This is a genomic window from Paenibacillus sp. fava2 (genome assembly GCF_058313675.1).
In genome coordinates this window covers 3,649,184-3,670,085 of the sequence record NZ_CM177755.1, presented here as the reverse complement: position 1 = coordinate 3,670,085, position 20,902 = coordinate 3,649,184, and the positions used below count along the sequence as shown (strand labels likewise).

Below are 20,902 nucleotides of genomic sequence, written 5' to 3'. Positions count from 1 at the left end.
AAAGGATACCTCCAGCCAGCCCTTATTCGGCCCCGGGGTATCCCTTAATCTAATTCTTTTATTGAATAATAGAAGAAATAAATCTCGTCATTTCACCGCTGGTTTCGTTCAGCCGCTCAATGACTTCGCTGAACTGCGTGACCAGCTCAGCTTGCGCAGCAGAGGAAGCGGCGATGGCTTCAATCTCCTGCTCCATGTGGCGGATCGAGCGCTGCACCAGCGCAAGTGAATCCTCGATCGTTTTGGTCGCTTCTCTGGTATTGACAGACAGCTTGCGCACTTCGGTAGCCACTACGCCAAAGCCTGCCCCCTGCTCGCCGACCCGGGCGGCTTCAATGGCGGCATTTAATCCCAGCAGATTGGTCTGCTCAGAGATTTCCCGGATGAAGCCTGTGACCTTATTCACCTGCTTTGATTCCTCTACGGTCTGCCGTGAATTATCCAGAATCTGCGCCGTCGTGGCCGACAGCTCCTCAGACTGGGCTGCCACATTCTGGACCATGTCGACCAGCTGGCCGCTGATTCTGTTAATGTTCTCTGTCAGCTGCTCCATCTTATCTTCATTTTCCAGTGTGTACGCAATTGCAAATGCGCCGATGATCTCGCCTTCCGGCCCATAGACCGGTATAGCCGAGGAAATGACTGTCGCTCCGTATAGCTCGGCAGGCAGGCGGTTCGTTGTGGCACGTCCGGCAAGCGCGTTCCCGAGTGACGGATCATCCGGCGGAACGGGACTTCCTTTGGTCAGGCCGAAATCCAGCACCTTGCTTGGAGCGTAGTAATGAAAAATCTCTTTGTCTGTAACGCCAATCATAATATCCTGTGCATGAATCTGTTTGAACAGTGGTGCTGCCAATACTAATGCTGTAAGGTTATCCATGGCTCTCTCCTAATTGTGTATGATCTGTGTCTATCTATGTATCGTCACTTTTGCCGGGATACATAAATAGATTCGGCCAGGAAATCACCGCTGCCCTCAATCAGGCTGCTGCAGCCTGTGCTTTACGCGATACAGATTTCTGCTTTAGCCGGTAGCTGATTGCCGTAACCGCGAACGCTGCTACCGCAATACCTGCTGCAGTCCAGGATAAAGCGGCCAGCCCGCTTGTTCCCACAACCAGCCCGCCAAGTGCCGATCCGCCGGCGATGCCGGTATTGGCAGCAACCGGATTCAGCGAAGCGGCGAAATCCCTGGAGCCCGGAGAATGCTCTACCGCCAATTCGATCAGATACAGCTGGGCTGTTACGTTCAGTATATTGGATACACAGGCACTCAAAATCAGAAAGATAAGTCCCAGAACCGGTACTGGCGCAGCGAAGAAAAAGAAAACATAGATTGCTGCCTGAATCAGAAATACCACTCTCAGTCTGCCCAGCGCATTGCCGGAAGCGACAATCCCGCCCAGCCAGGTGCTGAAAATGGTGGCCAGTCCATAGGCGAGCAATACCCAGCTTACCGAAGCGGCAGGAATATTCATCACCTGATCCATTAGCGGTCTAATATAAGTGTAGATGCTGAATACAGCACCCGTTCCGAATACCGGTATCAGAAAAGCCAATATAATACGCCGGTTAGCGAGCAGGCTGAGCTGGTCCTGGAGTGAAGCCTTGGTATTCGTCAGGTTAGAGGGAATAACAATCAGGTTAAGCACGAAGGCTGCGGCTCCCATCACAGCTGTCAGGACGAAGGCGGCCTGCCACTCAAAATGCTGCCCTACAAATGTGCCGATCGGCACTCCCAGGACATTCGCGATACCAAACCCGCCCAGAATATAAGAGACAGATTTCCCCTGCCTGGCCGGAGTAACAACCTCACTGACCGCCGAAAGCGAAAGCGAAATAGCCAGTCCGCATAAGACAGCCGTTGCAATTCTCGTAAACAACATCAATCCGTACGTGCCTGACACGGCACTGAACAGGTTAAACACCACAATCAGGGCAATTGTACCCAGGATAGTCTGCTTTTTGGGTAGCCTGCTGACCAATGTCATCAATACCGGTGTCCCCAGCGCATAGGCTATTGCAAAACCGGAGACAAGACTACCCGCTACGGCAAGCGTAATCTGCAGGGAAGCTGCAATTTCCGACAGCAGTCCGACGATAATATACTCCGTAGTTCCTAGCAGAAAGGCCATAAAGGTAAAAGAAAATACCAGGCCGCGTTCATTTACTTTTTTCATAGTTCCCCCCGGCTGCTGTTCAGATCCAATCATTCAATCCTCACGCAAAAATGTTATATATATTGCTGGGCGCTTCCAACTCAGGCTCTGCCTCATTTGGTTCCGCTTTCAGCGCCTGCAAATCAGCTCGCCTTTTCATTCATTGTTTCACCCGGAGATATCCGGTCACCACCCTGCAAGACCCAGCATCTTCTGCCCCAGTAAAGTCAGATTTACCGGAGCAATCTACTGAGCTTCATTGTACAAATGAACCGGAAATGGAACAATAAAGGTTATTGTTGTTTTTCTCTAAAAGATGATATATCTTGTCATTAGAATAAATGAACGAAAGCAGGATAAGGAATGGATGATAACGCTGGTTTGCTGATGGACATGAACAACGGAGCCTTTAACGGTGAATTGATTTATGCCGGCAAAATGAGTGCCGACCCGGAATGGAAGTTTGCGCTTCACAAGCATGAGGATTTGCATGAGGTGATTTATATCGAGGACGGAGCGGGCTCTTATGTTATCGACGGTAAAGCCTATACCGCCCAAAAAGGCGATGTGCTTGTCTATAACCGGGGTACGCTGCATCAGGAACAGTCTGACCCGGATCAGCCGCTTTCTACCTACTATTTTAATTTCCGTTTTCTTTCACCTGTTGATAAGCAGCGCGACTGGGTGGTTCCTCCCGGATGGGAGCCGGTTATCCGTTCCAGCCATTACACAGGTGAACTGGCCATGCTGATTCAGGCCCTGGTCAATGAATTTTCACTGCGGGGCAGAGGCTATGAACGGATCTCACAGCATTTGCTGGAAGCGATTCTGCTGCTGCTAGAACGGATGATTCTTTTACAGAACAGGACTTCCAAGGAAGAAAAGGCTTCGCTCGCCAATCAGATCAAGGCTTATCTGGATACGAATTACCGGCGCAAGCTGACCCTTGCCGATCTGGCACAGCTGTTTCACATTGATTCCTATTACCTTGTTCATATGTACAAAAAAAATTTCGGCATTTCTCCGATCAACTATTTAATCCAGCGCCGGATGGGTGAAGCGATGCGCCTGATGGCGATTACGGACAAAAAGATCTGGGAAATCGCCAAAATGGTCGGATACGACAACGCCAACTACTTTTCCATCCTGTTCACCAGGGTTATCGGCATCTCGCCCCGTAAGTTCCGTGAAGGCAATCAGCGTGATTTGTATGAGGATTAAATACCTTCATAAGATAACTAAGTATGAGTTTATAATCCTATACTTATATAAAATACTCCTTCAGTTTCATCAAGATTATCCAGTGAAAGTTTTAAAAGTACACCAATATCCTCAGGGCGTTCAAGGTAAAGATTCATCGCATTTTCAATATCATCAAAAACTATGTTTTTCAATAAATCTGTTTTCTCATCATCAAGTTTGTAAAAGTCCTCCAGGTATTGCGGTAATACCAGGTCGAAAAAAAATAATTTACGACAATTATATTCCGAAAATTTTGCCTTATCAGTGTGTATTTTTTTATTCATTTTCTCTATCGTTTCTTTTCCAAAATATAAATAACTATCAAGTTTCATAGGTTTAGAGAAATCTACAACAAAGTTCAGTACTCCTTCATTAGTTGACATTATTAAGCTTACAACCTGAGTTTTGCTCAATTCACCTTGTGGTTCAGCAGTATTCCAAGTCGTTTCCATGTCATTTGTGCCTGCATCCTTTATCTCAAGAAAACCTTTTTGGAATCTAATATCCACATATTTGTTAGAGTATTTAGATTCTGCTCCGTCAGAAACATAATTATATATGAAGCGTTCAATGTCATTCCATTTTGGTCGTAAGCCTTTTTTTATATTTAAGAATATTGTGTGCTGTTCATGCCCAAGCTTTCCTGTAATCATACTAATTAACCGATTTGTGTCCGCCTGCTCTGCTCTGTTACCTAATACTATTCTCTTAGTTTCAATTGCCAATTCGGAAGACGGGCTTTTTAGCAACAGATCAACTTCTTTCCCCCTGTCAGTCATAGACAAGTAACGTTCTTCTTTATCCGGACATGTAAAACCAATATAATCTTCATTCAAAAATTCAGATACATAAGTTATGTAATCGCACTCTTTATGCTCACAAGTATTTTTATTTTCACACAAATCTGATTGTTTAGGAATTACCTCCAAAGTCAATACACTCACTCTCCTGATCTACTTTAAGTTTCATTTTTAACTTAAGTATTAATCCTATTAGATTAATATATTTAGACCTTCGCCTCTGTCATAATTCTCCTAGACATAACTGTTTAGCTTTTTGTCAAGAACAATTTGTTTAAAATTTTGTCATCATTTCTTAATAAAAGCCTGTAAAGCCTTGCGGGTACTGGCAAAACACTTTTGCTGGTAAATGGTGTAACTTTTATATGTGTTAGAGTGGGTTCAGAAGCTTACCAGACAACAACTCAGGAGGTAACTTATGAATACAGCTAACCGTAATAAACGTTTCCGCAGCATGGTCATTGGTGTAAGCCTGGGGACTGCCCTGCTTGCTGCCGGAACAGGCTTCATTGATACCAATAATAAGGCTTACGCCGCTACCGCTGACAGCACTATAAGTGCAACTGCGAATTCCAGTCTGGCCGATAAAATCATTGCTACCGGAATGAAATATAAAGGCGTCCGCTATGAGTACGGGGCCGAGGCCGGGAATACGAGCAGCTTTGACTGCTCCTCCTTCACCCAGTATATCTTTGGCCAGCATGATATTACCCTTTCACGCTCCTCCAAACAACAATCAACAGACGGAACTTATATAGCAAGAGATCAGCTGCAGCCGGGCGACTTGGTGTTCTTCTATTCCCCCATTCACCATGTTGCGGTCTATATCGGTGACGGTAAAATCCTCCACACCTACGGTGAAGGCGGAGTAACGGTTACTGATCTGGACAGCGGCTGGTGGGATGAACATTACACCACTGCCCGCCGTGTGCTGCCGGCAAATGGCCAAGACACCAGCAAAGCGGGGTCTGACTCAACGGCCGGCACTGACAGCGGATCTGCTGCAGGTACAGCAAGTGATGCGGCCGATACCGCAAAACCACAAACTACAAAAGACACCTCACCACAGACGTCAGCAGACACTTCATCTGACAAATCATCTGATATTGCTTCACCGGCTTCATCCGGCAATGCTTCTCAGGACCAGCCTTCAGGCTTTGACTGGAGCTGGTTCAGCAATTTCCGTTAAGCCGTCAGGCACGACTATTGGTGTTAATGTGAACAAGCCGATTCTGTAATGAACAGGATCGGCTTGTTTTTGGTTTGCTGTGATCAACTTTACTTTTGTACAGGAGTAAGATCCACTGATTGAGTATCTAACACCGGATTCCAGTAGCGTTCGATCTCTACAGTCAGCGGCTGCGGATAATCGATTGCCTGCAATCCGAAGTTGTAGTCGTATTGCTCATCAAATTCTGTAGCTCCCCGCGCTACCGATTGGGTAAAGACCCCTTCCCCTCCCGGTCTCGTATACACTTTCCCATCTGCATCTGTATAATTTTCTGACAGACGCATTATGAAGCTGTCTTGTGTCTCAATGTCTTTCCGCTCATTCCGGAAAGAAATTACACCCGGCTTTGCTGATTCACCCTGAGCTTTTATCGAAAAGCCGTCAGGTGCTTCAATAATCTGCCGTTTTTTCAGATCCACAACGATTTTCATCTGAGCCTTATTAACCGCCGCGATGCCGAAGGTTTTCAGAGACAAGGAGTCCAGATCCAGATAATCTTTACTGGTGTATACAAGGGTAAATTGGGAGCGGTCCTTCCAGAGCTCTGAATTGTCAGCTGTAATAACGGCTGGATAATAGGATTTTATAATCTTGTCCCCGCTTTTACCAATCAGCACAGGATTTATCAGTCCGTTAACCTGCTTGGAATTACGTTCAGCCGCTGCCAGATCTACATAAGTGCTTAGTGGAGTAAACAGCACCTGGTTCACTTTAAGCGTTTGACCGGCTACAACCAGATCCTGTCTGGCAGTCCATGTCCGGTTTTGGTCCTTAAGCATATCCGTATCCAGTTTAAATGCTACTCCGATACTCGTACGGTATTTATTGCTGCTGGAGCTTAGAGCTTCATCCGAAGTCTGAGTCAGGACGACGTTATATTGGACCTTCTCCGGATAATCCATATCAGGCGAGAGATTATTGGAATAGACAAAGTACAGGGTTTGTCCGGCCAGGATCTGGCTGTTTGTACCCAGCATCTCCAGCTTCGCACCGATGTCTGCCGCTTCAAACGTTCCGAACTCCAGCCCAAAATCAGCATGAATTACAGTCTGATCTGTGTTATTTTGCACACTGTATACAATAAACACCTGACGGCCGTCACTTACAGCGCTCTTGATTTCTACCTTAAACCCTGCTTTTTCCACTCCTTTATTTACCGGCCGGAGCAGATTCTGATTCAGTGCATTCAGCAGGGTCTTGTCCCTGATGAGTGAAGCATCGAACTGGCCGGAAGCCGTCCCGGTGTTAGCCGGACTTGCCGTCTGAACCGTGTATTCCACAGCTTTATCAGGAGTATTAAAAAAAGTAAACAACAGCAGGACTACAGCGGCGGCGGCAATTGTGACCTTCAGGCCCGACATCACCCGTTTTCTCCGGGATTGCTGCTTTCCTTTGCGGATACCGGTCTGCATCGCCTGAACAATCCTCATCTCCGGCATGGCCTCCGTCTGCTGCTTCATTTCACCCGCATTCTGGTGCAGCAGTTGCTCTTCTATATCTTTCATCGTTTCGCCTCCCTTATTTCTGCAGATAGGAACGCATTTGCTTCAGTCCGTCGCGGAGCCAGGTTTTGACTGTACCTTCCGGTTTCTTCAGCACCTCCGCGATTTGCACCACTGTCATGTCCTGGTAATATTTCAGTACAATGACATGTCGGTATTTCGGCTTCAGCCGGTGTATCGCCCGCTCCAGATCAATACGCTCGTTACTCTGCATCTCCTGTGCCGCTTCCTCCGCAGGCTTTTCGGCCGGGAAGACCCGCTTTTTGCGCCTGAGCTCATCCATACAGCAATTGATTGTGATCCGGATCAGCCAGGGCGTGAAGGCCTGTCCGTCTTTCAGCTTTTTGCGCTTGATCCATGCCCGGCACGACGCTTCCTGCACCATTTCCAGCGCATCTGCTTCATTCCGCATATAACTGAAGGCAATAGCATACAATTTGCGGTGCTCGACATACAGCCGTTTGAAAAAAACCTCTTCATCCAAAAGCTCAAGGTCTGCAGAACGGACCTCATTCATCGTATGCTCCATCATATCCCCCTCCCCCTCTCTTTTGGGAATACAGCTTCTATATAGGGGCCCCTATATTGCGTATCTATATGTAAGACGCCGTGCGCGCGAAAAACGATTGATTTCTGGCAACTTTTTCATGGTATCTATTTATGATAAGCTGACATTGACTAGTGAAGCCATCTTGTTAGATTTAAATTTTAGCAAACGGAGGACTTATGCATACAAAAAAAATAGTGTGGAGCACCGCAATGGGATTGATCACAGTGATGGCAATCGGATACTTCTTTCTCCGGCCGCAGATGTTGGCGCGGTCTATTAATCTCTCTGCAGAGTCGGTCGGAGGCGTGAAAATCGGGGAAAATATCGGCAGCAGCTCCTTCACCAGCAAGCATCAACAGCCCCTGAGCAAGCAAGATAATACAATGTACGACTACTATGAATGGGAAGGCGGATTGCGGACAGCTTCCGTCAACACGGGTCCAGAAAAGGGTACCCTTATGCGGCTGATCATCTCCGGTCCGGATAACCCGCTTACCACAGCTAAAGGCATACATATTGGTGATTCCAAAGAAAAGGTCGTGTCGTTCTACGGCAAAAAATATTACAAATCGGGGGAGCAGGGTGCTGATATTGTTGGCTACATCGACCGCGAACACAACCTGACGCTGGAATTCTGGTGTGTGAACAGCACCGGTGAAGTTACGGAAATCCGGCTGGATGATGCGGAAGTCAGGTGACTTAACCGGCTGAACCCTGATAGGTCTGCGCTTAAGCCATGGATTTGGCGATAAAAATAGCATTTTTGCCTCTCATTTTCGCGCATTAGGCCGCGTTAGCCGAAATCAAGGGCAGATTTGCCTTTCATTTCGCGAATCCAGCTGCTTTCGCCGAAATCAAGGGCATTTTTGCCTCTCATTTCGCGCATCCAGCCATTTTCGGCGAAATCAAAGGCACTTTTGCCTTTCATTTCGGGCATCGAGCCTTTTTCGGCGAAATCAAGGGCATTTTTGCCTTTCATTTCGCGCATCCCGCTGTTTTTGCCGAAATCAAGGGCAGATTTGCCTTTCATTTCGCGAATCGAGCCGTTTTCGGCGAAATCAAAGGCACTTTTGCCTCTCATTTCGCGCATCCAGCCATTTTCGGCGAAATCAAGGGCATTTTTGCCTCTCATTTTGCGCATCCCGCTGCTTTCGGCTAAATCAAGGGCACTTTTGCCTTTCATTTCGGGCATCGAGCCTTTTTCGGCGAAATCAAGGGCACTTTTGCCTCTCATTTCGCGCATCCCGCTGTTTTCGCCGAAATCAAGGGCACTTTTGCCTCTCATTTCGCGCATCCCGCTGTTTTCGCCGAAATCAAGGGCATTTTTGCCTCTCATTTCGCGAATCCAGCTATTTTCTACGAAATCAAGGGCACTTTTGCCGTTGATCCCCCCCTCCTTGAGTCTCAACAAATAAGACCAGCCCGGATTAGCGGGCTGGTCTTGTTTAGTTAATTGGCTAGTCGGCCTCACTACTTATCCTTCCATAATAACCCTGCTATCCGCAGCGCACTCCTCCCAGGCAAGCCGGGCAAGTGGAAACGGGGAGATCGCCCGTTCCAGTATCCCCTGGACATGGGCAATGGCTACACCATAATTGACAATCGGCACTCCGCCCGCTGCCGCCTGCTCCATCCGCCAGAGCATCTGCCGGCGGTTGATCATACAGCCGCCGCAATGGACAATGAGTGCATAGTCCTGCACATTGTCGGGAAAGCTCATTCCATTCGCATGATGGAACTCCAGCGACCGGCCGGTCGCCTGCCGGATCCAGCGGGGCAGCTTGACGCTGCCGATATCATCCGGCTGGGTATGGTGGGTGCAAGGCTCGGCAATCAGCACCTTGTCACCGTCCCGCAGCCGGTCAATCGCCCTGGCTCCGCGGACCAGCTCCTCCAGATCGCCCTTATGGCGGGCAAACAAAATGGAAAAGGAGGTGAGCGGAACATCCGGCGGCGTATCAGCGGCGGCCTTAAGGAACACCTGGGAGTCGGTTACAACCATACGCGGCTTACGTCCGAGGCATTCCAGTGTCAGCTTCAGCTCGTGCTCTTTAGTAACAATAGCTATGGCGTCGCTCTCCAGAATGTCCCGGATGGTCTGCTGCTGGGGAAGGATCAGCCGGCCTTTTGGTGCTGCCTTGTCAATGGGTGTAACCAGCACAACCAAATCTCCCGGCGAGAGCAGGTCGCCGATGATCCGGAATTTGTCCTCCTCAGCAGGCACTGCAGCAGACAGAGCCTGTCTGAGCAGATTAATTCCCTTCTGCGAAGCAGCAGATACAGGCAAGAACCGGAATCCGAATAGCTCACGGCATGTATCAGCCTGCACAGCAGCATCCCGGTCTGCATTGTCCACCGGCAGCAAATCCATTTTATTCAAAACTCCGATGACAGGGATATTCCGGCTCTTGAGCAAACCCGCAATCTGCTCGTCATATGCTGTAACGCTTTCAAGTGCGTCAATCACAAGCAAAGCCACATCGGTTTTATACAGCACTTCCATCGTCTTCTTCTTTCGCTGCTCGCCAAGCTCGCCTTCATCATCCAGCCCTGCGGTATCAATTAACACCACCGGTCCAAGCGGAAGCAGCTCCATTGATTTATAGACCGGATCCGTTGTGGTCCCCTGGACCGGCGAGACTACAGAGACCTCCTGTCTGGCAAGCGCGTTGATGAGGCTGGATTTGCCGGCGTTGCGCCTGCCGAATACGGCAATATGCAGGCGGCTTGCCCGCGGTGATTCGTTCAGGCTCACTTTATTCACTCCTTCTTCCGGGCACACCGGGCGTGGTGAGCTGTTCGGGGCGCAAAATTCCGTCAATTTGTTGCTCAGTGAGCAGCCCCCTGTCCAGCAGCACCTGCCGGATAGACTTCCCTTCCGCCCTGGCCTGAATGGCAGCCTCGGCACTGCGCTCATATCCGATAGGCCCCACAAAAGCGGCAGCGAGCCCCGTGGAATGCTCCAGCAGTTCCCTGCAGCGCTGTTCGCAGACCCGGATTCCTTTCACACAGCGCTCGTTGAACAAATGGACTGACTGCTCCAGGAGTTCAAGGGAATCCAGCAGTGCATCTGCTATCAGCGGCATGAAGGCATTCAGCTCCAGCTGTCCGCTGCTTGCAGCCAGTGTGACCGCGGTATCGTTGGCGATCACCCGCATCGCTGCTGTGCTCAGCATTTCAGCCATCACCGGATTGACCTTGCCGGGCATAATGGAAGATCCGGCCTGCACTGCAGGCAGCTCCAGCTCACCGAAGCCGCCTGCCGGCCCGCTCGCCAGCAGGCGCAGATCACCTGAGATTTTGAGCAGATTTACAGCCGCCGCCTTCAGCAGACCTGATACTTCAACGAATATATCCATGTTCTGCGTAGGGTCCATCGGATATTCACTGCGGGCCAGCCCGTAACCGGTCAGCTCCTGCAGCAGTCCTGTGATATAAAAGGTATACCGGAGCGGAGCATTGATCCCCGTGCCGATTGCCGTTCCTCCGATATTAATCTCCCTGAGCCTTTCCTCCGACTTGTACAGGCGCCAGCGGTCACGCTGGATCGCTTTGGCATACGCCCCGAAGCCCTGGCCGGCAGTCATTGGAACAGCGTCCATCAGCTCCGTCCGGCCCAGCTTCAGCACATCTGCGAACTCCAGCTCCTTACCCTGCAGCGATTCCTGCAGGGACGCAAAAGCATCGCTAAGCCTGCGGATCAGACCCACCGCAGCGATCCGCAGCGCTGTCGGGTAGACATCATTGGTGGACTGGCAGCAGTTTACGTGGTCCAGCGGGTGGACAACAGTATAATCCCCGCGCGTTCCGCCCAGCAGCTGGGTCGCCCGGTTCGCCAATACTTCATTGATGTTCATATTCGTTGACGTACCGGCGCCCCCCTGTAGTGCAGACACAGGGAACTGGTCCGCATACGCTCCAGCATGAATCTCGTCACAAGCCTGAACAATCGCCATCGCGATCTCTGGCGGATAGCTGTTCAGCTTCAGGTGGGCCAGTGCTGCCGCTTTTTTCACCGTTATCAGTGCCTTGATCAGATGAGGATTAACCCTCCGGCCGCCCAGCGCAAAATTCTCCATCGCCCGGACCGTATGAATGCCGTAGTAGGCAGACACCGGTACCTCCACTGTTCCAAGCGCATCCCGTTCAAGGCGGAATCCGCCGCCTGTCTCCACAAAGATCTCCCCTTATGATTTCACTTGCATGATCTCCAGCACACGCGGCAGGATGCCTTTAAAGTATGCAAAGGCAATACCATAATTCGTGATCGGCACACCTTGGGCACCGGAATCCGCCAGTCTTGTCATCAGCTGCTTACGGTTAAATATACAGCCGCCGCAGTGCACGACCAGCTTATACGTTGACAAGTCCGCCGGAAAATCCGGCCCGACACTGGATTCGATTTCAAGACCGCCGCAGGCTGTTTCCTGCAGCTTCTTTTTTACCAAATCGCGGTCAATTTCACCGTTATGCGGATGATGGATACAGGCTTCCGACAGCAGTACCTTGTCACCTGGCTTCAGTGTGGAAATCGCTTCTGCGCCTTTTACAAAGGTGGTCAGATCCCCCTTAAACCGGGCCATCAGGATCGCGAAGGTAGTCAGCGGAACATTGGCCGGCAGAATCTCGTTCACACTGTCATACACCTGGGAGTCCGTAATGACCAGATCCGGCATGCCCTTCAGATTCATTAGCAGTGTGGGCAGCTCCACCTCTGTAACCGATAGGGCCATCACATGATGATCGAGCAAATCCCGCAGAATCTGCTGCTGGGAAGCCACCAATCTGTATTTGGGTGCCGGAATCGTATCCGGCATAACCATTACGACGACTTCCCCCGGATGGACCAGATCGCCAAGGATGGTGGGACGTTCAAATTCGGCAGGGGCAAATTCGCGGATCGCATGGCGCAGACTGCCAAAGTTGATGTTTCTGCGGGAGCTGACCTTGACGAAGGGGATGTTCAGCTCGCTTTTCAACTGATCGAGATCCACATAATGATCATCCACCTTCGCAATTACGCCAATGACCGGAATGTGGCGCTTGGCAAGCTCCTGGTACCACTCCTTCTCCAGCTTGTAATCATCCTCCTCCCCGGAGAAAATCAGGAGGCTGAGATCAGTCAAATCCATAACCTCACGGGTCTTCTGGACCCGGAAAGCTCCTGTCTCTTTATCTTCATCTATACCAGCCGTATCAATAATGATGACGGAGCCGATCTTGGGCAGCTCATAAGCCTGAAAAACCGGTTCAGTCGTTGTGCCTGGCTGATCGCCAACCACCTGATAAGGGATGCCGGTAAGCGCATTGATCAGACTGGACTTCCCGGAGTTGCGCCGGCCGAAGACAGCAATGTGCATCTTGCCCGGCTGCGGTGTAGTTTGCATGGCCAATCTCTCCTTATGGGTCTATTAAAAGCGCAGATCCCGTTCCCCGTTCTCCAGCCGCTGCAGCCGTTCCCTGGTGATTTTGCGTGCAGCTTCCTTGGGAATGTCTTCAAGCCCTTTACGGATAATTTCTTCACCCAGGGCCCGTGTTTCAGCATCCGCATAATCAAGCAGATATTCCTTGAAGGTCAAAAGCGAATTCGGCTGGCATACGTTATGGATCTGCCCCGATTTGGCCAGCCGCATAAACCGGTCGCCGGTACGCCCTTCCCGGTAACAGGCCGTGCAATAGCTGGGAACATAGCCGTCCCGGCACAGCCCGCGGATAATTTCTTCCGGAGAACGGTGGTCGCCCACCTCGAATTGCGGTTTTTCTTTTGAAAAGCCTGCTGTTCCCTGCTTCGCTTCCATATACCCGCCGACTCCGGTGCTTGATCCGGCGCTGACCTGGGAAATGCCGAGCCGGATGACCTCATCCCGGAATGCCGGCTCCTCCCGTGTGGACAAAATCATGCCTGCATAGGGAACCGCCAGCCTCAGGACGGCAACCAGCTGCTTGAATTCTTCATCCTTTACCAGGTATGGATACGTTTCCAAACTTACATTTGCCGCTTCACGGAGCCGCGGGACAGAGACGGTGTGGGGACCTACCCCGAACCGCTCTTCCAAATGCTCGGCATGCATCAGCATCGCCACAGTATCGTATTTGTAGTCATATAATCCGTACAATACACCTACACCAACATCATCGATTCCGCCGAGCTGTGCCCGGTCCATCGCGGTAGTATGCCAGTCATAGTCATGTTTGGGCCCGTTCGGATGCAGCCCGGCATAAGTCGGCCGGTGATAGGTCTCCTGAAAAAGAATGTAAGTCCCGATTTCCGCATCCCTCAGCTTCCGGTAATCCTCGACTGAAGTTGCGGCAATGTTGATATTGACCCGGCGGATGCTGCCGTTATCCACTTTGACGGAATAGACCGTTCTAATGGCATCAACCACATAATCTATATCACAATGGACCGGATCCTCTCCCGCTTCTATCACCAGCCGTTTGTGACCCAGCTCCTGCAGCACCCGGACCTCATCCGCCAGTTCCTCTTTGCCCAGCTTCCGCCGTACAAAATCCTGATTGGAATGCTTATAGCCGCAATATTCGCAGTTATTGACACAATAGTTGCTGATATACAGCGGCGCAAACAGGACGATGCGGTTGCCGTAGATCTTTTCTTTAATGACTTTTGCTGACTTGTAAATATCCTGCAGAATATCCTCATCCCTGACCTCCAGCAGCACTGCCGCTTCCCGGTGGCTTAACCCCTTGCAGGCTCTCGCTTTATCTAAAATAGACTGGACTACGCTCCTGTTCCCGGCCATCCGCCTGGCTTCCTGCAGGCTGGCTGTAATCTCCGCGTCGTCGATGAAGTCCGCCGGTTCCCAATCCTTGCGCAAATGTGCCATCCTCCTTAGCATTTACAATTGTCGGGGTTGGAAGTGACTCCACTTTTCCCTTTAATTTGTATTTTTTATCAGTACTTCGTTCGCACCGAATAATGCGTGTGCAGCAGCTCATGGGCCAGATGGCTGTTCGGCTCGCCGAGGAATTCGGTGTAGAGCTGCTTGATGAACGGATTATGATGGGATTTGCGGACAGTCTGGGCTTCATCCTCAGAATAGATTGCTTTGGCGCGCAGCGCTTTGACATCCAGCCGGCTGCTGTCCACAGCGCTTAGAATCGGCTGTCCTCCGCCTGTAATACAGCCGCCGGCGCAGGCCATGACTTCCATGAAGTCATAACTCTTTTCTCCGCGCTGCATAGCTTCCATTAACTTGCGGGCATTGCCCAGCCCGTGGACAACAGCTGTCCGGATCTTGCGGCCGTCCGGCAGCTCGACCGTATTCTCCTTAATGCCATCCATCCCGCGTACAGCGGTATACTCAATAGAATCAAGCGGCTGGCCGGAAACCAGCTCAAAGACGGTACGCAGAGCCGCTTCGGAAACTCCGCCTGTTGCCCCGAAGATGGTACCTGCTCCGGAGCCTACACCGAGCGGATTATCAAATTCCTCATCCTTCAGATTAACAAAATCAATCCCCGCCTCCTTAATCATCGCGGCCAGCTCGCGGGTTGTGAGCACCCAGTCCACATCCTGCATATCTTTATTAGACAGCTCCTCACGTGCGCCTTCGAACTTCTTGGCCGTGCAGGGCATGATCGATACAACGGTTATCTTCTGCGGATCTATGCCAAGCTTGCCGGCAAAATAGGATTTAACCATCGCCCCTTCCATCTCATGCGGCGATTTGCAGGTGGACAGGTTATCCAGCATATCCGGGAAGTTGTGCTCCATAAATTTGACCCAGCCCGGGCAGCAGGAGGTCATCAGCGGGAGGTTCTGTCCGCTGGACAGCCGGGAGAGCAGCTCGGTGCCCTCCTCCATGATCGTCAGATCCGCGCCGAAGACAGTGTCAAATACTTTATTGAAGCCGAGCCGGCGCAGCGCGGCAACCATCTTGCCGGTTGTACGGGTACCGACCGGCAGGCCAAACTCTTCGCCAAGCGCCACTCTTACAGCCGGGGCCGTCTGCACAACGACATATTGCTCCGGGTCAGCGATGGCATCCCATACATCGCGGATATTCTCATGCTCGGTCAAAGCGCCGACCGGACAGGCCATAATACACTGGCCGCAGTTGACGCAGGTTGACTCCGCCAGCGGCCGGCCGAAAGCTGTAGAGATAACGGTGTCAAAGCCCCGCTTGGCGAAGCCGATCGCACCAACGGTCTGAACTGTGCCACAGGCGCCTACACAGCGGCCGCAGAGGATGCACTTGGAGGCATCGCGCACAATTGCGGGGGAAGAGTAATCCTTCTCCCGGCTGGAATGCTCACCGGTAAACGTCACTTTGCGGATGTTAAGCGAATTCGATACACTCTGCAGCTCACAATTGCCGCCGCGCGAGCAGCTGAGGCATTCCCGGTCGTGATCGGAGAGCAGCAGCTCCACTGAAGTCCTCCGGGCGTCGCGGACCTTCTTCGTATTCGTCTGGATCTTCATGCCTTCCTCGGCGATCAGCGTACAGGAGGCGATAAGCCGCGGTCCGACCTCGACCACACAGACACGGCAGCTGGAGGAATGATTAACTCCCTGCAGATAACAAAGGGAAGGAATATTTATACCTTGATCCCGGGCGGCTTCCAGCACCGTGGTGCCTTTGACGATTTCCGTCTCGATCCCGTCGATCATGATTTTGACCGTGTTCAAGCTGATCACTCCTATCGTCAGACTATCGCTACCGCCTTGAACTTGCATACATCGAAGCAGACGCCGCACTTGATGCAGGCCGCCTTATCAATCACATACGGCTCCTTCACCTTGCCGGATATGGCATCGCTCGGGCATTTGCGCGCACAGAGGCTGCAGCCTTTGCACAGCTCCGCATCAATCTCATAGGAGATCAGCGCTTTGCAGACACCTGCGGGGCATTTGCTGTCCGTTATGTGAGCGAGATATTCCTCACGGAAATATTTTAAAGTCGACAGCACCGGGTTCGGAGCCGTCTGCCCGAGTGCACAAAGGGATGCATTCTTGATCTGAAGGGACAGCTGCTCCATATTATCCAGATCCTCCAGCGTACCTTTGCCGGAAGTGACTTTATCCAGCATCTCCAGCAGCCGCTTCGTTCCGATCCGGCACGGGGTACATTTGCCGCACGATTCATCCCTGGTGAAATCCAGATAAAAACGAGCCACATCGACCATGCAAGTGTCCTCATCCATAATGATCATCCCGCCTGAACCCATCATCGAGCCAAGGCTGGTCAGCGTATCAAAATCAATCGTACAATCCAGATGCTCCTCGGTCAGGCAGCCGCCGGACGGGCCGCCGGTCTGGACAGCCTTGAATTTTTTGCCGCCGGGGATGCCGCCGCCGATCTCGAAGATAACCTCCCGCAGCGTAATGCCCATTGGGACCTCAACCAGACCGGTGTTCACCACCTTGCCTCCAAGCGCGAACACTTTGGTGCCCTTCGACTTCTCGGTACCTATTGCGGCATACCACTCTGCCCCGTTCAGAATAATCTGGCCGATGTTGGCGAGCGTCTCCACATTGTTGATAATGGTCGGCTGGCCCCACAGCCCTTCAACGGCCGGAAACGGCGGCTTCGGCGTCGGCATCCCCCGGTGTCCTTCAATCGAGTGAATCAGCGCAGTTTCTTCTCCGCAGACAAACGCACCTGCACCCAGTCGCACCTCAATGTTAAAAGCAAATCCCGTCCCGAAAATATCATCGCCCAGCAAGCCGTATTCCCTGGCCTGATCCAGCGCCTTCGAGAACCGCTGAACGGCAATTGGATATTCTGCCCGCACATAGATAAATCCCTGGTTCGCACCTATGGCATATCCGGCTATCGCCATTGCTTCAATAACAGAATGCGGATTGCCTTCAAGGATCGAACGGTCCATGAACGCCCCGGGATCACCTTCATCGGCATTACAGATGACATACTTCTGCGGTTTGTTCTGCCGCGCTGCAAACTCCCACTTTAGTCCGGTCAGGAAGCCGCCCCCGCCCCGGCCTCTAAGGCCGGATTTCTTCACCGTTTCAATGACCTGATCCCGGCTCATTGTGGTTAAGACCTGGGCCAACGCACGGTACCCGTCACTGGCAATATACTCATCTATCACTTCAGGGTCGATCACACCGCAATTGTGCAGCGCGATCCGTACCTGTTTTTTGTAGAAATCGGTTTCTTCAAAGCTCAGCAGTTCATCGCCTTGGCGGGTCTTCTCATAAATCTTCTTGTCATACGGCTTGCCGTTCACCAGATGCTGCTCGACGAGCGCCGGAATGTCCTTAACCTCCACCCGGCTGTAAAAAATCCCCTCAGGATAGACAATTACAACCGGACCCAGCTCACACAGCCCAAAACAGCCGGTGCGGACTACCTCCACCTGAGTCTGAATGCCGCGGCCGGCGACTTCCTGCTCCAGTGCAGCAATAATTTTATTGGAATCCGACGATGTGCAGCCAGTGCCCCCGCATACCATCACTGATCTGAACGTAACTGATTCTCCTGATGCCCCGCTAATCCTCCGGTTATCCAGCCGTCCCTGGGTAAGCGTGCGGATGGCATCAAGATCCGTTAACAGCTTCATGCCGATACCTCCCGTTAACTATTTGCGTGTACTGCCGGGAACTAATTATATTCCTTAAGCATTTTAGGCACGGCGTTCGGCGTCAGGCGTCCATGCACCTTTTCCCCGATGGTCAGTACAGGGGCCAGCCCGCACGCTCCGAGGCAGCGCGTAGCCTCCAGCGTAAACTTGTTGTCCTCCGTCGTTCCCTGAACCGGAACCTTCAGCTCTGTGCTAAGCCGGTCCAGTATGCCTTGAGCGCCTTTAATGTAACAGGCGGTGCCCATGCAGACATGGATAACATGCTCCCCTTTGGGAGTAAGCGAAAAGAAATGATAGAACGACGCAACGCCGTAAATTTCGCTCATGGGTAAATCAAGCTCTGCTGACACCACCTGAAGCACAGGCTCAGGCAAAAACCCGTAAACATCCTGAACCTCATGCAGTACAGGAATTAAAGCACCCTTCATCTGCTTAAACTGGTCAATGGCCAGCTTGATCTGCTCCAGCTTCCGGTCGGCTTCAGCAATGGTGCTATTGCTGCAAGGTTGATGATGTTCCATTCAGACGGCTCCCTTCCATCCCGATTTAGAGCAGCTCATGCTCATGTCTAAGCTTCAGGCGGCTCCAGCGGCGTTCAATTTCATTTTCAAAATCCTGCAGCAGCTCCGCATCCTTCACCAGATGCTTCGTTTTGCCCATGCGCTTCAGCCAGTCGACGGCAGGAATGCGTTTTCCTTTATCCTCAGGATTATAGGTAATGCGGGTAATACCCTGTTCAATCTCATATAGCGGGAAAAAGCAGGAATCCACCGCCGCCTTCACCAGCTCATTGCCCTGATCATCCGGCGTTTTCCAGTTGAGCGGACAGGCGCAGAGTATTTTTCCGTAGGCTGTTCCGACATTGTTGGCATACCACTGGGCCTTGGCCGCTTTTTGCAGCAGGTCCTGCGGATTGCTCTCCGCTCCTGTGAATACATAAGGAATGTTGCAGGCAGCCAGAATTTGTGCGGTATCCTTGTGATGGCCTTTTTTGCCTTTTTGGGCTACGCCGACGCCTGAAGTGCTGGTCATGTGACCCACCGGTGTGCTGTATGACAACTGTGAGCCGGTATTCATATAGCCTTCGTTGTCATATTCCAGAATGATCATTTTATGATTGCGCAGAGCCGCACCAACGGTGGCCCCCATTCCGATATCCATGCCGCCGTCCCCGGAGACCATGACAAAGGTGACATCATCCGCAACCTGGATCTCTCCGCGCCGCTTCAGTTCATAGAACGCATCCACCATGCCGGCCAGCGTAGCTGCCCCGTTCTGGAACAGATTGTGCACGAAGGTCTGCTTATGCGAGGAATACGGATAGCTTGCAGTAACTACATAAGCGCAGCCGGTCTGGAAGAGCACAACCATATCCCCTTCGATTCCTTTGAAAAAGAGCTCCAGCGCCGAAAGCGCACCACAGCCGGGACACGCGCCATGTCCGGGAGCGAGCCTGTGCGGCTTCACGGTCAATTGCCGCAGCGGTGGCAGCTTCACCTTGAGCAGTCCGGTTTCTTCACTCTGTGTGACCTGAATCAGCCCTGTTTTGTAGGCATTCCCGTGCAGCGGCTCCATTACCGGAGCAAGTGCATCCTTTTCTTCGCCCGGATAGTAGCCGTAGTAGTCAAAAGGCTTCTCTGCATAGCCCTTTGCGGCCGCGTCGATTGCCAGATGGAAAAAAGCTGCCGCATCGTCGGCATAAAAATCCTTGCCGCCCAGTCCAAAGATACGGGAGAGGACAATCGTGCTGTTATCAGGATCAGTCTGCAGCGCGGAACGGATCTCATGGGTGAGATTGCCGCCCTGGGCGCCGTAGGAATCGGCACGTTCGCCGACGAGCAATGCTTTGACGTTCTTAAGTGCGCCGCGCAGCTGTTCAGCCGGGAACGGCCGGATGATGTTCGGCCGGATCAGCCCGGCCTTAATACCTTGGGCACGCAGCTGGTCCACGGTATCTTTGGCCGTCTCACCGGCGGAGTTAAGCAAAAATAAAGCGTATTCAGCATCTTCCATCCGGTACAGATCGAGCACCTTATATTCCCGGCCGGACAGCAGCGCATAGTCTCTGGCAACCCCGCTGTACACCTCGCCCGCTTTCTCCAGGGCTTCAGAGAGCTGATAGTGATTGTTCAGCAGATCATCTCCGCCCATGTGGGCGCCGATTGTTACCGGACGGGACGGGTCGGACACATTCGGATAGCTGTGATTCGGGTTCGGCCCGACAAAGTCCTGAACGACGTTATTATCCTTGAAATATTTCACCTTGCGTTTCTGATGCGAGGTGAAAAATCCGTCATATGCCACAATAACCGGCAGCCGTACCTCTGAGTGCTCAGCGATTCGCAGCGCCATAATGTTCATGTCATAGACCGCCTGCGGTGTGCTTGCCGTCAGAATAACCCAGCCGGTGTTCAGGCCGTAGTACAGGTCTGAATGGTCGCCGCGGATATCCAGCGGACCGCTGACGGCACGGGTTACAAGGTTAAGCACCATTGGAAACCGGGTTCCCGACTGGGTGGGCAGCTGCTCCAGCATATAAAGGAAGCCTTGTGAGCTGGTGGCGTTAATCACTCGTGCGCCTGCCATTGCAGCCCCATAGCAGATTCCCGCCGAGCCATGCTCACCGTCTGCGGCAACGAGCTGAATATCATGCTGGCCGCGCGCTTTCATCTGGTCGAGGTATTGGGCAACCTCGGTCGAGGGGGTAATCGGAAAATAGCCCATCATATGATAGTTAATTTGGGCAGCAGCCGTTGCCGCCATTTCATTGCCGGATTCGAAGCAGGTAACCTGCTCAGCCGGCAATGCTCCGGATAATTGATTTTCACTAACAGCCATTTGTCGGTTCCTCC

The 20,902-nt window shown here is 51.8% G+C and carries 16 protein-coding genes and 1 pseudogene; 3 read left to right on the top strand and 14 right to left on the bottom strand.

Going from position 1 to position 20,902, the window contains the following annotated elements:
- Positions 1–58: 58 nt before the first annotated feature.
- Together AC4G46_RS15830 and AC4G46_RS15825 are read right to left on the bottom strand one after the other, a co-directional pair.
- Positions 59–880 (bottom strand): methyl-accepting chemotaxis protein, encoded by an 822-nt coding sequence (locus tag AC4G46_RS15830; protein WP_491123565.1) that lies wholly within the window; start codon positions 878–880, stop codon positions 59–61.
- 100 nt (positions 881–980) lie between these two features.
- Positions 981–2,180, bottom strand: a complete 1,200-nt coding sequence (locus AC4G46_RS15825) for an MFS transporter (RefSeq protein ID WP_491123564.1) — start codon at positions 2,178–2,180, stop codon at positions 981–983.
- A 342-nt stretch (positions 2,181–2,522) separates the two neighbouring features.
- Here AC4G46_RS15825 and AC4G46_RS15820 point away from each other — a divergent pair, with 342 nt between their 5' ends.
- A complete protein-coding gene (locus AC4G46_RS15820) occupies positions 2,523–3,380 on the top strand; it encodes a helix-turn-helix transcriptional regulator (protein WP_491123563.1) in 858 nt (285 codons plus the stop codon).
- A gap of 29 nt (positions 3,381–3,409) precedes the next feature.
- Here AC4G46_RS15820 and AC4G46_RS15815 read toward each other — a convergent pair whose 3' ends face one another.
- Positions 3,410–4,336 (bottom strand): hypothetical protein, encoded by a 927-nt coding sequence (locus AC4G46_RS15815; RefSeq protein ID WP_491123562.1) that lies wholly within the window; start codon positions 4,334–4,336, stop codon positions 3,410–3,412.
- Positions 4,337–4,619: 283 nt separating this feature from the next.
- Between AC4G46_RS15815 and AC4G46_RS15810 the strand changes: the two are divergent.
- Positions 4,620–5,135, top strand: a pseudogene (locus tag AC4G46_RS15810) (C40 family peptidase); the annotation flags it as partial.
- Positions 5,136–5,479: 344 nt separating this feature from the next.
- Here the strand turns inward: AC4G46_RS15810 and AC4G46_RS15805 are convergent.
- Positions 5,480–6,937 carry a DUF4179 domain-containing protein gene (locus tag AC4G46_RS15805; RefSeq protein WP_491123561.1) on the bottom strand — a complete coding sequence of 486 codons (1,458 nt, stop codon included), beginning with the start codon at positions 6,935–6,937 and terminating at the stop codon, positions 5,480–5,482.
- 13 nt (positions 6,938–6,950) lie between these two features.
- The gene (locus tag AC4G46_RS15800) at positions 6,951–7,466 is read right to left on the bottom strand and encodes a sigma-70 family RNA polymerase sigma factor (RefSeq protein WP_491123560.1); all 516 of its coding nucleotides are present in this window, start codon (positions 7,464–7,466) and stop codon (positions 6,951–6,953) included.
- A gap of 227 nt (positions 7,467–7,693) precedes the next feature.
- On the opposite strand from AC4G46_RS15800, the gene AC4G46_RS15795 reads away from it, so the two are divergent.
- Positions 7,694–8,182 carry a hypothetical protein gene (locus AC4G46_RS15795; RefSeq protein WP_491123559.1) on the top strand — a complete coding sequence of 163 codons (489 nt, stop codon included), beginning with the start codon at positions 7,694–7,696 and terminating at the stop codon, positions 8,180–8,182.
- Positions 8,183–8,277: 95 nt separating this feature from the next.
- Here the strand turns inward: AC4G46_RS15795 and AC4G46_RS15790 are convergent, their stop codons facing one another.
- From AC4G46_RS15790 to AC4G46_RS15750, 9 genes are all read right to left on the bottom strand, one after another.
- Positions 8,278–8,895: a hypothetical protein gene (locus AC4G46_RS15790; RefSeq protein WP_491123558.1), complete on the bottom strand. Its 618-nt coding sequence runs from the start codon at positions 8,893–8,895 to the stop codon at positions 8,278–8,280.
- A gap of 63 nt (positions 8,896–8,958) precedes the next feature.
- A complete protein-coding gene (hydF, locus tag AC4G46_RS15785) occupies positions 8,959–10,239 on the bottom strand; it encodes a [FeFe] hydrogenase H-cluster maturation GTPase HydF (RefSeq protein ID WP_491123557.1) in 1,281 nt (426 codons plus the stop codon).
- 1 nt (position 10,240) lies between these two features.
- Positions 10,241–11,659, bottom strand: coding sequence for an aspartate ammonia-lyase (locus AC4G46_RS15780; protein WP_491123556.1), 1,419 nt, complete (start codon positions 11,657–11,659; stop codon positions 10,241–10,243).
- A gap of 12 nt (positions 11,660–11,671) precedes the next feature.
- Positions 11,672–12,871, bottom strand: coding sequence for a [FeFe] hydrogenase H-cluster maturation GTPase HydF (gene hydF / locus AC4G46_RS15775; protein ID WP_491123555.1), 1,200 nt, complete (start codon positions 12,869–12,871; stop codon positions 11,672–11,674).
- A 24-nt stretch (positions 12,872–12,895) separates the two neighbouring features.
- On the bottom strand, positions 12,896–14,329 hold the full coding sequence (hydG, locus tag AC4G46_RS15770) for a [FeFe] hydrogenase H-cluster radical SAM maturase HydG (RefSeq protein ID WP_491123554.1): 1,434 nt from the start codon (positions 14,327–14,329) through the stop codon (positions 12,896–12,898).
- 68 nt (positions 14,330–14,397) lie between these two features.
- Complete coding sequence (locus AC4G46_RS15765; protein WP_491128893.1) at positions 14,398–16,143, bottom strand: NADH-dependent [FeFe] hydrogenase, group A6; 1,746 nt, start codon at positions 16,141–16,143, stop codon at positions 14,398–14,400.
- 8 nt (positions 16,144–16,151) lie between these two features.
- Positions 16,152–18,029, bottom strand: a complete 1,878-nt coding sequence (nuoF, locus tag AC4G46_RS15760; protein WP_491123553.1) for an NADH-quinone oxidoreductase subunit NuoF — start codon at positions 18,027–18,029, stop codon at positions 16,152–16,154.
- 41 nt (positions 18,030–18,070) lie between these two features.
- The gene (gene nuoE, locus AC4G46_RS15755) at positions 18,071–18,571 is read right to left on the bottom strand and encodes an NADH-quinone oxidoreductase subunit NuoE (RefSeq protein WP_491123552.1); all 501 of its coding nucleotides are present in this window, start codon (positions 18,569–18,571) and stop codon (positions 18,071–18,073) included.
- 25 nt (positions 18,572–18,596) lie between these two features.
- The gene (locus tag AC4G46_RS15750) at positions 18,597–20,888 is read right to left on the bottom strand and encodes a thiamine pyrophosphate-dependent enzyme (protein ID WP_491123551.1); all 2,292 of its coding nucleotides are present in this window, start codon (positions 20,886–20,888) and stop codon (positions 18,597–18,599) included.
- Positions 20,889–20,902: the final 14 nt, after the last annotated feature.

What these genes read in the sequence shown, in the direction of transcription:
- AC4G46_RS15830 (WP_491123565.1), bottom strand. Translation starts at nt 880, where the DNA reads ATGGATAACCTTACAGCATTAGTATTGGCAGCACCACTGTTCAAACAG.
- AC4G46_RS15825 (WP_491123564.1), bottom strand. Translation starts at nt 2,180, where the DNA reads ATGAAAAAAGTAAATGAACGCGGCCTGGTATTTTCTTTTACCTTTATG.
- AC4G46_RS15820 (WP_491123563.1), top strand. Translation starts at nt 2,523, where the DNA reads ATGGATGATAACGCTGGTTTGCTGATGGACATGAACAACGGAGCCTTT.
- AC4G46_RS15805 (WP_491123561.1), bottom strand. Translation starts at nt 6,937, where the DNA reads ATGAAAGATATAGAAGAGCAACTGCTGCACCAGAATGCGGGTGAAATG.
- AC4G46_RS15800 (WP_491123560.1), bottom strand. Translation starts at nt 7,466, where the DNA reads ATGATGGAGCATACGATGAATGAGGTCCGTTCTGCAGACCTTGAGCTT.
- AC4G46_RS15795 (WP_491123559.1), top strand. Translation starts at nt 7,694, where the DNA reads ATGGGATTGATCACAGTGATGGCAATCGGATACTTCTTTCTCCGGCCG.
- hydF (WP_491123555.1), bottom strand. Translation starts at nt 12,871, where the DNA reads ATGCAAACTACACCGCAGCCGGGCAAGATGCACATTGCTGTCTTCGGC.
- hydG (WP_491123554.1), bottom strand. Translation starts at nt 14,329, where the DNA reads ATGGCACATTTGCGCAAGGATTGGGAACCGGCGGACTTCATCGACGAC.
- nuoF (WP_491123553.1), bottom strand. Translation starts at nt 18,029, where the DNA reads ATGAAGCTGTTAACGGATCTTGATGCCATCCGCACGCTTACCCAGGGA.
- nuoE (WP_491123552.1), bottom strand. Translation starts at nt 18,571, where the DNA reads ATGGAACATCATCAACCTTGCAGCAATAGCACCATTGCTGAAGCCGAC.
- AC4G46_RS15750 (WP_491123551.1), bottom strand. Translation starts at nt 20,888, where the DNA reads ATGGCTGTTAGTGAAAATCAATTATCCGGAGCATTGCCGGCTGAGCAG.